The sequence below is a fragment of the Candidatus Propionivibrio aalborgensis genome (genome assembly GCF_900089945.1).
Classification (GTDB): domain Bacteria; phylum Pseudomonadota; class Gammaproteobacteria; order Burkholderiales; family Rhodocyclaceae; genus Propionivibrio; species Propionivibrio aalborgensis.
The window spans coordinates 1-11,775 of the sequence record NZ_FLQY01000105.1; the positions used below are offsets into that span (position 1 = coordinate 1).

Below are 11,775 nucleotides of genomic sequence, written 5' to 3' on the forward strand. Positions count from 1 at the left end.
CGTTCAACGTCAGTAACGTCACCCAGGCAACAATCGCGAAGACGCAAACAACGTCGGCCAGCAATTCATGGTGTAGCGTACTGAAACCTATCGAGATGATCCCGCTGGCCATGACCAGCGCGAAATTTCCCGGATGCAACGCCTCCAGCGAGAATCCCGGCGCTGGTGCTGGTGCTGGTGCTGGCTGCAAGGTGTCGGTGGGCGACTTTGGCATGGACTGAACGGGCTGAAGGGTGGCTAGTCGGGACAGGAAGAAGCCTCACTATCCCTATGGTCTCCAGAGATAGTAGCGTAGTTTGCACCACGCCAGTCAGCGCCGTCTTGCCGCTCCGAAATAACGTCAGCCGGTGTCGTCCGTGTTGCCAAAGAAAGAACTACGTCGCGGCGGCGCAAGGCTACCGACTACCGGAGACCAGCTCGCTACGGCGCCGGGCACGTGCCGCCATTTCATGGTCGCCAGTCTTCTCCGCAAGCTCTGCCTGTACGCCCAGCCAGGCCAGCAAGGGGCGACGCCAACCCTGTGCCGATGCGGTGTCTACCGCGAGATCGATATCCGCCGGGGCGAGTCGGCCGCTTCGGAGCAGCACCCCGGCGGCAATCAGTCGTGGCAGCGGCGCCTCGATCGAATCGAGCGCCGCTTGCCCCCCGTCGAGCACAGCCCGGTAATGCTGCGGCAGCAGGGCGGGGTCGGCTGGCTGGCCGTTGAGGAATGAGGCGTACGCCAGCTCGGCAGCATCGGCATCGCGGGCCAGCGCCGCGAATCTGGGGCATTCATCGAATTCGTTGAATTCGTTGAATTCGAGACTGGCCACGCGAACACCGCAACGGACCAGCTCGGCCCGCGCCACCAGATCGAGGCGCCCGGTGCGGGCCAGTTCACTGCGGGCCCGTGCAAAATCGCTTTCGGCGAGTCGGCTGTGGCCGCTCAGGTAGGCCGACGTAAAACGGCCCAAGGCACTGTGGGCGTCGGCCTGCCAGTCCGGGGCGACCGGTCCGCTGGTACAGGCGGCAAGCGCCAGCGCAAATACGGCAAAAAGTGCGCGCGCGATCATGGCAGTCTGATCTCGGTGTCGCGCGCAAACGGCCATTTGCGGTGAATCTCGTCGATCAATCCGCTGGCCTTGCGCAGGCTGTTTTCAACCTCGGCGCGCAGACTGCTCAGATCGGCGGAGGCCTCGCGAGTGTTGGCGGCAATCGCCTGCGCATCGGCCAGGATGGCGTCGACCTTCAACAAGCGTTCGCGCACGTCGCGCAGAAGCCCGTGCATCTGCGCGATCGCGGCATGCGACTCATCCATCACGCCGCCGGGGGCGAAGAGTCGTGCGTCGGTCTTTTCGAGCAAGGTGTTGGTTCGCTCGAGCGCAGTGATCAGTTTCTTTGCATTTTCATCACTGCCAAGTATCCCGCCGAGCGCACCATAGCGGCCCCGCATGCGGTCGGTTACCGATTTCACATTGCCCAGGCTGGCATTCAGCGGCGCATCCTGCGCCGTCATCTGCTGCAGGTTTTCCAGCAGCGCGCGCATCGCCAGCATCACCTGTGGGATCTGCTCGCTTGCATCGCCGCGCAACACGGTCCGCTCGGCCCCGTCCGGCAGCGGCGGGTCAGCAAGAATTCCCGAGAACGCGCGTATCTTGGTTTCCCCGACGAGGCTTCGCTCCAGGGTGAAGATGCTCGACGTACGCAACCAGCGCGCATCCTCTTTCGTCACGTCAATCAGAATGTGCACCGTGCCGTCTTCGGCCAGCTCGACGCGATTGACGCGCCCGATGGGAAATCCCGAAAAAGTCAGGTCCATGCCGGACTTGATTCCCTCGGAGTTGTCGGCGACCAGAACCAGCCGCTGCGTTTCCTCGAAGACGCCGCGCGCTTTCATGACGTAGAGGACGAAGCCGCCAATCAGCAGCACGGTCAGCACCAGCAGCGCTGCCGCCTTGAACTCCGCGTACGGAATGGCTCGTGATGGTACGTCTGGTTCAGGCGTCCGATTGGGTGTTTCCATAGTGGACCTCAGAAGAACTCGACAGCCAGCGACAGGGTTTCGATCGCAATCAGTACGATGAACAGGCGTTGTCGGCCCTGCTGCGCGTCGCCGGAAGCGCTTTGGACGTGATGTGAGTTCTCTTGCCTGGCAACGGCCGGAATGATGGCAACGGCCAAAGCGAAGAATGTGGTTTTCAGGCCGAGCGACATGATGACAATCGGCTCAAACACCTGCCCCACGGTGCGCGTAAAACTGCTCACGCCCCAGGGCGTGAAACCGTAAACGCCGAGGTAGCCAAGCACCAGCGCCAGCCCGCCGCTGAGCGCGACCAGCGAAACAACGGCGACGATACTGGCAACGACCCGCGGCAGGATCGCCTGACGCCAGTTATCCATCTCGACACCACGCAGCGGCGCCGAAGCCGTTTGCCGCCTGATCGCGGCCAGCTCGGCAGCCGAGCCAAGGTCCGAGCGCAGTGCGACGAATAGCGCGGCCGAAAGCGGCAGCAGTTCGACGACGAGAACGCGTATGACCATGCCCAATGCGAATTGCGAAAGACCGTAGCTCTGCGCAGTCACCACCACGATATGAATCAGGACCAGGCTGATGAGCGCCGAAAAAAGTACGAAGCGGGGCAGTATCTGTGCTGCGGTCTGGCAAATCTGCGTTGATACGGCAAGCCGATTCCGCAGAGAGTAGGTGGAAGGCGACAGCGCCATGGCGACCAGCAGCGCACCAAAATGTATTAGCCGCCACCAGCCCGTGACGCCGCTAAAGAGCCCGCCTGATTTCCCGTTCGGTTTCCGACCCGAACCGCCGCCTGCTGCATGGGCGGGGAAGTTTGTTTCGCTCATGCGAAGATGATACCAGTTCATGGCGGCTCCCACTCTGATTGACTATTTCCAACACGTGCGGAGATACTCTTCATGATGCTGTCGCAGAGTCGACTCCACGGCATGCCGGCCCGCCAACACGCATCACCATCAATCAAGGAGGTTGCATGGACATCGAGCTGGTCGAGATACGCGATTTCCTCGCTGCGCACTCCCCGTTCTCACTGCTTGAAGGGGAGTCGCTCAACGCCTTGCCGCGACGGCTTGTAGTTCGCTACCTGCGGCGCGGCAGCGTCTTTCCTCCAGCCAACGAGACGCTGCGCTGTCTCTATATTGTCCGGCAGGGCGCCATCGAACGACGGGCCGACGACGGCGTGCTGGTCGACAAGCTGGCTGAAGGCGACGTTTTTGACAACGATTGCTGTGGCGGCGCAGAGCGTGCAAACCCCACCGAACAGATCACCGGTACGGCGGTCGAGGACACGCTGCTCTATCTGCTTCCCTGCGAAACGCTGCAGGCCCTGCGTCTGGAACATCCGGTACTCGACGAGTATTTCGTCAGGAGCGTCGCCGAACGGCTGCGCCATGGCCGCAGCGTCCTCGGCAACGAGGCGCGCGAACATGCCAGCCTGATGACGTTGACGGTCAGCGATTTTGTTCGCCGCGCGGCAGTGTGTGCCGAATCGTCGCTGCCGATACGTGAAGCTGCCCGGCGCATGTCGCAGGAAGGCGTCTCCTCCCTGCTGATCGTCGACTCCGGCGCCCTGTGCGGCATCGTCACCGACCGCGACCTGCGTACGCGCTGTCTGGCACAGGACATCTCGCCCGATGAGCCGCTGGCCCGAATCATGAGCACGGAGGTCGCCAGTATCGGCCCGGAAAGCGCCGCTTTCGAAGCGCTCATGCTGATGACCCGAAAAGGCATCCATCATTTGCCGGTCGCCGATGCGGCCGGTGTGCACGGACTGCTTTCGGCGACCGACCTGATGCGCTGGCAGAGCGCCGATACGGTCTATCTCGCCGGGCTGATCGGCAAAGCGCCGGATCTCGAAACGCTGGTCCGCGCCAGCGCCGGGCTGCCGGAACTGCAATTGCAGATGCACGCCAACGGCGCGACGCCGGGCCAGGTCGGGCAGGCCGTCTCGTCGATCAATGACGCCATCACCTCCCGGCTGATCGAACTGGCAAAGCAGGAATTTGGGCCGGCCCCGGCGGCGTTCGCCTGGCTGGCCTGCGGCTCGCAGGGCCGTCATGAGCAGACTGTGCATTCCGACCAGGACAACGCCCTGATGTTCGATGACGCCATTGATGACACGCAGCACGGCAGCTATTTCACGGTACTCGCCCAACGCGTCAATGACGGGCTCGATGCCTGTGGCTACCGCTACTGCCCCGGCAAGGTGATGGCCAGCAACTTCCTGTGGCGGCAACCACAGCGTCAATGGATCGCGTCTTTTCGCGGCTGGATCGAGCGTACCGACGTCATGGCCGCAATGCTGGCTGCCAACTTTCTCGATCTGCGCACCGTCTATGGCGATATGGCGCTGCTCGCGCCGCTGCATGAAGCCATCAATCAGTCCTGCTCCAAGAGCGAAGTGTTTCTCGCGCAGATGGTCGCCAATGCCCTGCGCAACAAGCCGCCGCTTGGCTTCTTCCGGAACTTCACACTGATCGCCGACGGCCAGCACGCGGACAGTTTCGACATCAAGCGTGGCGGCCTCATCCCGATCACCGACATTGCCCGCATTCATGCGCTGGCCAATGGCCTTCCCCAGATCGGCACCGTCGCCCGTTTGCGTGCGGCAGCGGGAACGCCCGTGCTGAGCGCGGAAAGCGCGCATGAACTGGAGGAGGCTTTCGAGTATTTCGGCAGCCTGCGGCTGCGTCATCAGGCCGAGCAGATCCGGCGCGGCATGGCTCCCGACAACTACCTCTCGCCGGCCGCGCTGACTTCGCTGGAGAGAAACCACCTGAAGGACGCCTTCGCCGTCGTCGACCGCATGCAAAAGGTTCTCGCCCAACGTTATCCCGATCGTTTCGCCCAATGATTTTCGAACGTCTTGAGCGACTCTTTAGCCACGATTACCGACGTCGCCGCCTGCTCGCCCGAGCGCCGACCGGGCCGTTGCGCGACTACCTGGCGACGCCCTTTCCTTCTCCCGATACGCCGTCCAACACGCTTGCCTGCCTGGCGCTCGATCTGGAAACGACCGGCGGCGATCCGGCGCGCGATGAAATCGTCAGCTTCGGCTGGGTGTGCATGGACGGCGAACGGATCGATCTCGCATCGGCCCGTCATCGCATCGTCCAGCTGCGCGGCGAAATGAGCGGAGAGTCGGCGGCAATCCACGGCATCACCGACGATCAATGCCAGTCCGGTTGCAGCCTCGAATCGGCACTTGGCGAGTTGCTGGCGGCATTGGCTGGGCGGGTGATGATCGCGCACCACGCGGAAACCGAGCTCGGCTTTGTCGGACGCGCCTGCGAAACCGTATATGGCGGGCGCATCCTGATTCCCACAGTCGACACGCTACGCATCGCCATCCGCGCCGAGACGCGCCGACACCGGACGCCACAGCGCAACGCACTGCGATTGTCCGCACTGCGTCAGAAATACAACCTTCCCCGCCACCACACCCACAACGCCCTGAGCGATGCGCTCGCCGCGGCAGAACTGTTCCTGGCGCAACAGGCCGAGCAGGCCGAAAATGGCGATGTGGCGCCGTTGAGGAACTGGCTGTTCAGCAACTGATAATCCGTTGCGGCATGATCACAGTATCGTCCGAACCCGAATCGGATTGCTTCCCATGGTCCGCGCGTTAAGCTGAGATTCTTTCTCTGATCAGATGACCGCTCAGCACTTTGCGCTACAGCCGGACCCGACCCGTAGCGGTCTGATGACCACCGCATTACCAATGGCAGCTTAGAAATCCTCAAGCTGTCGTTCGGCCACTTTATTGACGCACTGGCCCCTGTGTCGCCTCGTGATGGAACTGCGAAAGTTTCTACGACATTGCGCTATTGTTTCAATCGACCCAATAGCGCCTCTAGCGCTTGCACAAGCGCTTCCGATTTCTGTGGATCCAGCGCGTCCGGATGGGGCTGCGCAAAAGTCTTGCGGTCATTGTCGTAGTAGCGACCGGACGCATCGGCGAATTCATCGCTGAGCGCGGCGCGTGTCAGGATGTCCGCACCAATCGATAGATCGTGTCCAGATTGCCCATATGCTTCCCTGGCCATTTTGCTGCCCAGGAATGACGCAGGGTTCACGGCGACAATCATGGGACCGTCTGGGCCAAGCGTCCTTGCCATTTCAATCGACCACATGGTTAGGGCGAGCTTACTTTGCGCATAGGCTTCGCCGTCCGAGAAAGTACGTTTCTTCAGAAAGCCGTTCAAATCGACGGGAGCTTGTGCCGCCGATGACAGGTTCACAACCCTCCCCTCGAATCCAAGCCGAGGAAGCAGGGCTTTGGTCAGCAGGTAGGGCGCCACCACGTTGACGATGAAGCGTGCGTCGTAGCCATCTCTGTTTAGTGGGTTCGACATTTTGAACACGCCCGCATTGTTGATAAGCACATCAATCGACTCGAAGTCACCTTCGACCTCGTCTGCCAGAGCCCTCACCTCTGACAGGACGGAGAGCTCCGCGCGGTAGGTCTTTACCTCTCCCGCGCCTTCAATGGCGCGCACCGTCCGGGCGATGGCGGTGAGCTTGTCTGGACTGCGGCCATGCAGCAAGAGCGTGTGGCCCTTTGGGGCGATCATCTTGGCGGTTTCGAGGCCAATGCCGTCGGTCGATCCGGTAATAAGAATTGTTTTTGGCATAACTGGTTCTCGCTTAGTTGGTGGCTTAGTCAGTGAAGTCTGGCAGCACTTCGGCAGCCAGACGCTGCAGGGTGGCTTCGGTGTCGGCGCGGTTCAGGCGCAGATTTATCGCCACATGATTGACGCCAATCTTTTCCAGTGCGGACAGGTAGGCCCGAAGGTGGCGCACGCCCAGTCGGAAGCCAAGATGGATGGGTTGAGGTAAGGCATCGGGGTCGTCCGCCAGATCCACATACAGCGACTGCATCGCCGGTTTTTCCGGCCCTCCCGCCGCTGCAACCCGCGCCCGCCAGTCGGCAATGATCTTCGCCTGCACCTCGATCTGGCGCGGGTAGGTGATCCAGCCATCGCCATGACGCGCAATCCAGTCCGGATCTTGCTGGCTGCCGCCGGTAATCAACAGTGGCAGTTTCGTGCACGCCGGCTTGGGCAGCATGTCCATGCCGCCATAGGGACTGCCGTAGGCGTTCTCGAAGGTCGGCGCGGTCTCCCGCATGCGCTCAATGTAGTCGTAGCTTTTGCGAAAGCGGGCGCCACGGTCGGCAAAAGGCAGGGCGAGCGCCGGGTATTCCTCCGGCCGGTCACCCGAGGCAACGCCCAGAATCAGCCGACCACCCGACAGCACATCCACACTGGCTGCCGCCTTGGCCACATGCGCCGGATGGCGCAACGGCAGCACGATGCTCGCCACCCCCAGTGCGATCAGTTCGGTCTTGGCGGCCAGAAAGCCGAGGTAGGCAAAGGGATCGAACATTTGACCGGCATCGCCGAACGAGGGCACATTAAAGGGCACGTCTCGCAGCCAAACGGCAGAAAACCTCAGGGCTTCGGCCAGTTGAACACGCTCCACATGGCGGGCCATGGTCGGCGTCGGGCCACGGGTATAGGTTTCCAGTGGCACCACTAGGCCGATGCTCAACCTGCCTACGCGAAACACGGTGTCGTAGCCGCGATTGATGGCTGGAAATCCCGGATTGTCGATCTGCTTGAGCATCATCTACGTTCCCATTCGTGGGTGGGGGGGTAGGGCCGGTCGCGATCGGGCGGCAGTACAGCCCGCGCCAACGCTCGTCCAGACCTGCCAAGTCCTTAGATTTCGACGACCACTTTGCCAATGGCCTGACCGCTGCTCAAACGCGCGTGGGCGTCGCCGACGGCGTCAAGGCCAAAACGGGTTTCATCGAGCAAGGGCTTGAGTGCGCCCGCATCGACGATCTCGGCCAGCTTTGCCAGAATGGCCCCGTGCTGTTCGCGTTTGTGGTTGTACAGCATCGGGATGAGCATGAAGACCACGTGCAGCGACAGGCCTTTGAAGTGAGCCGGTGACAGATCGAGTTCCAGCATGGAGACCGTGGTGGCGACATGCGCGTTCAATGCAGCCGCTTCAAAGGAGTTCGTCATATTGGCGCCCCCCACGGAATCGAACACCACGTCGAAGCCGGTTCCGCCGGTATGTTTCGCGACATAGTCGGCGACCTTCTCGGTCCGATAGTTAATGGCGGTGGCGCCATAGCCTTTGATGATATCCATCTGCTTGTCACCACTGCACGTGGCATAGACATCGGCACCAAAGTGCCTGGCCAATTGCACGGCAACATGCCCTACGCCCCCGGTGCCGCCGTGTACCAGCACCTTCTGTCCGGCGTGCGTACCGGCGCGTTGCAGGCCTTCGTAAGCGGTGATGGCCACCAGCGGCAGCGCGGCCGCTTCGCGCATCGAAATGCTTTTCGGCTTGTGGGCAATCAGCCGGGCATCGGCCAGCATGGTCTCGGCCAGCGCGCCTTGCAGATCAGCAAGGCCGCCGGCACAGCCGTATACCTCATCGCCTGGCGCAAAACCGGTGACACCCTCGCCGACCGCATCAACAGTGCCGGCAAAGTCCATTCCAAGCACAGCGGGCAAGTCGGGCGACAGAGGTAGATCCTTGCCCATCTGCCGGATCATGGTGTCGACTGTGTTGACGCTCGTGGCGGCGACACGCACGAGTACATGCCCGGCTTTTACGGTGGGCGTGGGTAGATCGGTTGATTGGAATTCGGCGTTCGCGCCATACTCACGGAGGATCATTGCTTTCATTGTGTGTCTCCTGCTAATGGGTGATTGGGTGTCAGAAGCAAGATATAGCCTTTGTAAAAGCTTATAAAGCACTTAGAATTGAATTGATAATTCGTTAAATCTATATAATTCATGGATACTGAAAGTGTTCGACTCTTTGTTCTGGCGGCGGAAAAGCTCAACATCAGCGCAGCTGGCCGAGCACTCGACATGGCGCCGGCCGTTGCCAGCGCCCGGCTAGCCAAGCTTGAAACCCTGCTGGGTGCAGACTTGCTGCACCGCTCAACGCGAAAGGTGGCACTGTCGCTGGAAGGGGCCGAGTTTCTGCCCTACGCCAGAGAAATCCTCGCGCAGGAAAATTCAGCACGCGCTGCCTTGGGGCTGGGGCGTCCGACCGTCACCGGAACCTTGCGCTTCGCCACCTCCAGCACCTTCGCTCAACTCCACATTGCGCCACTCGTTCCAGAATTCCTGACGCGGAATCCGGGCATCAAGCTCGACTTGCGGTTGTCCGATACCCCATTCGATCTGATTGAAGGGAGCTTCGACCTTGCGCTGCGCAGCGCGGCACTAGCCGACAGTAGTCTCAAGTGCCGAAAATTGGCGGATGATCGACGGATTCTGTGTGCCTCGCCCGGCTACCTCCATCAGCGCGGCATACCACGCCACCCGGATGATCTGGCTGGACATCAGTTGATCGGATTCAGGAACGCTTCGCCGAAAGAACTTATCGGTCGTGACGGGCAAACAGGACTGTTTTATCCGGGTCAGGCCGGGGGGCGACTTGTTCTGGATGATGGTTTGAGTCAGAAGATTGTGACGCTTGCGGGCGCAGGAATTTCGATGAACTCGCTATGGAACGTTTACAGCGAGCTTGCTGATGGCACGCTGATTCGTATCCTTCCGGAGTATGAGATTAACGACCAGTCGTCCCTGTGGCTCGTCTATCCAAAATCAAATGTACTGACCGCGAAAGTCAGAATCTTTATTGACTTTTTGTTGGAGAAAATCGCCGCCTCTCCCGTTTGGGCCTAGCCCCATTCTTTGGCGGAGGCAATAGGTCATGAATGGCCGCTAGACCGAGCGGCAGGTTCCTGATGACTTAGCTGCCGTCCAGATCACTCGATTCTTTTGGGCTGCTACGGCCGCTGGTGGCCGAATGTACGCATACACCATCTTTCCAGAAAGCGGCCGCATACGGCAATACGACTTGATTGTCGCATTGCCGAAACACCTCTATCAGTCAGCCAACCTCTACTTCTTCAGGCTATCGCGAATTTCGCGCAGCAGAAGCACATCCTCTGTGGGTTCGGCGGGCTCGGCAGCGGGCTCGGCGGGCGTCTCTTCCTGCCGAAGCCGGTTGACCTGCTTGATCATCATGAAAATGATGAAGGCCAGGATTATGAAGTTAACCAGAATGGTGATGAAGTTGCCGTAGGCAAATACGGGAACCTGCGCCTTCTTGAGCGCGTCAAGCGTCATCGCCGTTCCCTCGGGAACCTTGCCAAGAACAACGAACATGCCGGAGAAATCCAGCTTGCCGCCCATGATCCAGGCAATGAAAGGCATGATCAGGTCGCCGACAATCGAATCGACGATCTTGCCGAATGCCCCGCCAATGATCACACCAACGGCGAGGTCCATGACATTGCCCTTCATGGCAAATTCCTTGAATTCCTGACCGATACTCATACTTCCTCCTATAAATGTGCAGAATGCAAATCAGATGACAGTGTGAAAAACCTGCCGGTTCAAAGGCGCCGCAGCTTTTCGCCGGCGGCGACCAGCGTCGCGTCCTGCTTTGCGAAGCAGAAGCGCACGACGCGATCATCGCGCCCGTCGCGATAGAACACGGAAACCGGAATCACCGCCACGCCCGCTTCGCAGGTCATCCATCGGGCAAACTCGCGGTCGGAAAGTTCCGAGATTCCGGCGTATCGCGCCAATTGAAAATAGGTTCCGCGGCAAGGCAAAAGTTCAAAACGCGAGCCCTTCATCTGCTCGCGGAAGAAGTCGCGCTTCTGCTGATAGAAGGCTGCGAGGCCCAGATGACGCGAGGCAAGCTGCATGTATTCCGCGATCCCGAGCTGACACGGGGTGTTGACCGTAAACACGTTGAATTGATGCACTTTGCGAAACTCGGTCATCAGCTCCGCCGCGCCAAGCACGTAGCCGATCTTCCAGCCGGTGATGTGATAGGTTTTTCCGAAAGAGGAAACGACGATGCTGCGTGACGCGAGTTCCCGGTGGCCGGCCAGACTCGCATGCCGGGCGCCGTCGAACACGATGTGTTCATACACCTCATCGGACAGCAACACGATGTCGGTGTCGCTCGTCAGTTCGGCCAGCACGGCCAGATCCTCGCCGTCAAGCAGGCTGCCGGTCGGATTGTGCGGCGAGTTGATGATGATCATGCGTGTGCGTGGCGTGATGAGCGAACGTACCTGGTTCCAATCCGGCCTGTAATCCGGGAATTCGAGCTGCGCATAGACCGCCCGGCCGCCGACAGTTTCGATCGCCGGGACGTAACTGTCATAGACCGGCTCGAATACGATGACCTCGTCTCCGCCACGCACGAAGGCGGCAATCGCGGTGAAGATGGCTTGCGTCGCGCCGGCCGTGACGGTGATTTCCTGGTCGACGTCGTAGCGCGCTCCGTACAGCGCTTCAACCTTGTCGGCAATGGCCGTGCGCAGTTCCGATACGCCGGCCATCGGTGGATACTGGTTTCTTCCTTCCTGCATGGCGCGCAAGGTCGCTTCGAACAATGCGGGTTCGGCCTGAAAATCGGGGAAACCCTGCGACAGGTTGATCGCGCCGTAATCGGTGGCGAGCTTGGACATCACCGTGAAGATCGTGGTGCCGACCCAGGGAAGTTTTGAATCAACGGCAACAGGCGTCGGGAGCATGGCGTTTGGCACTCAATGCGGCAGTGATCACATGATAAGCAGTTTACGAGTACGACGCCGGGCAGACAAGCGCTTGTTGCCCTGCTTGTTGCCCTGCTTGTTACCCTGATTATCAGCCGGAGGCGGTAGCGCAGAACGTGTTTCCCCGTTAGGATGCAGGCAATTC

At 60.4% G+C, this 11,775-nt stretch carries 12 protein-coding genes; 3 read left to right on the plus strand and 9 right to left on the minus strand.

Annotation, left to right across the window (positions count from 1 at the left end; all coding sequences use genetic code 11):
• The 4 genes from PROAA_RS06510 to PROAA_RS06525 all read right to left on the minus strand — a co-directional run.
• Positions 1-214, minus strand: a 214-nt coding sequence (locus tag PROAA_RS06510) for a hypothetical protein (RefSeq protein WP_222102135.1), incomplete at its 3' end; no start/stop codon positions are given.
• A gap of 181 nt (positions 215-395) precedes the next feature.
• Positions 396-1,052, minus strand: coding sequence for a hypothetical protein (locus PROAA_RS06515; protein WP_186410564.1), 657 nt, complete (start codon positions 1,050-1,052; stop codon positions 396-398).
• Positions 1,049-2,002: an MlaD family protein gene (locus PROAA_RS06520; protein WP_186410565.1), complete on the minus strand. Its 954-nt coding sequence runs from the start codon at positions 2,000-2,002 to the stop codon at positions 1,049-1,051. Before PROAA_RS06520 ends, PROAA_RS06515 begins: the two co-directional genes overlap by 4 nt.
• An 8-nt stretch (positions 2,003-2,010) precedes the next feature.
• The gene (locus PROAA_RS06525; protein WP_186410566.1) at positions 2,011-2,859 is read right to left on the minus strand and encodes an MlaE family ABC transporter permease; all 849 of its coding nucleotides are present in this window, start codon (positions 2,857-2,859) and stop codon (positions 2,011-2,013) included.
• A 125-nt stretch (positions 2,860-2,984) separates the two neighbouring features.
• On the opposite strand from PROAA_RS06525, the gene PROAA_RS06530 reads away from it, so the two are divergent.
• Together PROAA_RS06530 and PROAA_RS06535 are read left to right on the plus strand one after the other, a co-directional pair.
• A complete protein-coding gene (locus PROAA_RS06530; protein ID WP_186410567.1) occupies positions 2,985-4,865 on the plus strand; it encodes a putative nucleotidyltransferase substrate binding domain-containing protein in 1,881 nt (626 codons plus the stop codon).
• Positions 4,862-5,569: an exonuclease domain-containing protein gene (locus PROAA_RS06535; protein ID WP_186410568.1), complete on the plus strand. Its 708-nt coding sequence runs from the start codon at positions 4,862-4,864 to the stop codon at positions 5,567-5,569. The genes PROAA_RS06530 and PROAA_RS06535 overlap by 4 nt, the downstream gene beginning before the upstream one ends.
• A gap of 266 nt (positions 5,570-5,835) precedes the next feature.
• Here PROAA_RS06535 and PROAA_RS06540 read toward each other — a convergent pair whose 3' ends face one another.
• From PROAA_RS06540 to PROAA_RS06550, 3 genes are all read right to left on the minus strand, one after another.
• Complete coding sequence (locus PROAA_RS06540; protein WP_186410569.1) at positions 5,836-6,645, minus strand: SDR family NAD(P)-dependent oxidoreductase; 810 nt, start codon at positions 6,643-6,645, stop codon at positions 5,836-5,838.
• Positions 6,646-6,670: 25 nt separating this feature from the next.
• The gene (locus PROAA_RS06545; protein ID WP_245664190.1) at positions 6,671-7,642 is read right to left on the minus strand and encodes an LLM class oxidoreductase; all 972 of its coding nucleotides are present in this window, start codon (positions 7,640-7,642) and stop codon (positions 6,671-6,673) included.
• Between the two features lie 92 nt (positions 7,643-7,734).
• Entirely contained in the window at positions 7,735-8,721 is a 987-nt protein-coding gene (locus tag PROAA_RS06550; protein ID WP_186410570.1) for a zinc-dependent alcohol dehydrogenase family protein, read from the minus strand.
• A gap of 111 nt (positions 8,722-8,832) precedes the next feature.
• Between PROAA_RS06550 and PROAA_RS06555 the strand changes: the two genes are divergently transcribed.
• A complete protein-coding gene (locus PROAA_RS06555) occupies positions 8,833-9,735 on the plus strand; it encodes a LysR family transcriptional regulator (protein ID WP_186410571.1) in 903 nt (300 codons plus the stop codon).
• A gap of 219 nt (positions 9,736-9,954) precedes the next feature.
• Here the strand turns inward: PROAA_RS06555 and mscL are convergent, their stop codons facing one another.
• On the minus strand, positions 9,955-10,392 hold the full coding sequence (mscL, locus tag PROAA_RS06560; RefSeq protein WP_186410572.1) for a large conductance mechanosensitive channel protein MscL: 438 nt from the start codon (positions 10,390-10,392) through the stop codon (positions 9,955-9,957).
• 59 nt (positions 10,393-10,451) lie between these two features.
• Complete coding sequence (locus PROAA_RS06565) at positions 10,452-11,609, minus strand: pyridoxal phosphate-dependent aminotransferase (RefSeq protein ID WP_186410573.1); 1,158 nt, start codon at positions 11,607-11,609, stop codon at positions 10,452-10,454.
• Positions 11,610-11,775: the final 166 nt, after the last annotated feature.

Coding starts and splice junctions, on each gene's coding strand:
- PROAA_RS06515 (WP_186410564.1), bottom strand. CDS start 1,052: ATGATCGCGCGCGCACTTTTTGCCGTATTTGCGCTGGCGCTTGCCGCC.
- PROAA_RS06520 (WP_186410565.1), bottom strand. CDS start 2,002: ATGGAAACACCCAATCGGACGCCTGAACCAGACGTACCATCACGAGCC.
- PROAA_RS06525 (WP_186410566.1), bottom strand. CDS start 2,859: ATGAACTGGTATCATCTTCGCATGAGCGAAACAAACTTCCCCGCCCAT.
- PROAA_RS06530 (WP_186410567.1), top strand. CDS start 2,985: ATGGACATCGAGCTGGTCGAGATACGCGATTTCCTCGCTGCGCACTCC.
- PROAA_RS06535 (WP_186410568.1), top strand. CDS start 4,862: ATGATTTTCGAACGTCTTGAGCGACTCTTTAGCCACGATTACCGACGT.
- PROAA_RS06540 (WP_186410569.1), bottom strand. CDS start 6,645: ATGCCAAAAACAATTCTTATTACCGGATCGACCGACGGCATTGGCCTC.
- PROAA_RS06545 (WP_245664190.1), bottom strand. CDS start 7,642: ATGATGCTCAAGCAGATCGACAATCCGGGATTTCCAGCCATCAATCGC.
- PROAA_RS06550 (WP_186410570.1), bottom strand. CDS start 8,721: ATGAAAGCAATGATCCTCCGTGAGTATGGCGCGAACGCCGAATTCCAA.
- PROAA_RS06555 (WP_186410571.1), top strand. CDS start 8,833: ATGGATACTGAAAGTGTTCGACTCTTTGTTCTGGCGGCGGAAAAGCTC.
- mscL (WP_186410572.1), bottom strand. CDS start 10,392: ATGAGTATCGGTCAGGAATTCAAGGAATTTGCCATGAAGGGCAATGTC.
- PROAA_RS06565 (WP_186410573.1), bottom strand. CDS start 11,609: ATGCTCCCGACGCCTGTTGCCGTTGATTCAAAACTTCCCTGGGTCGGC.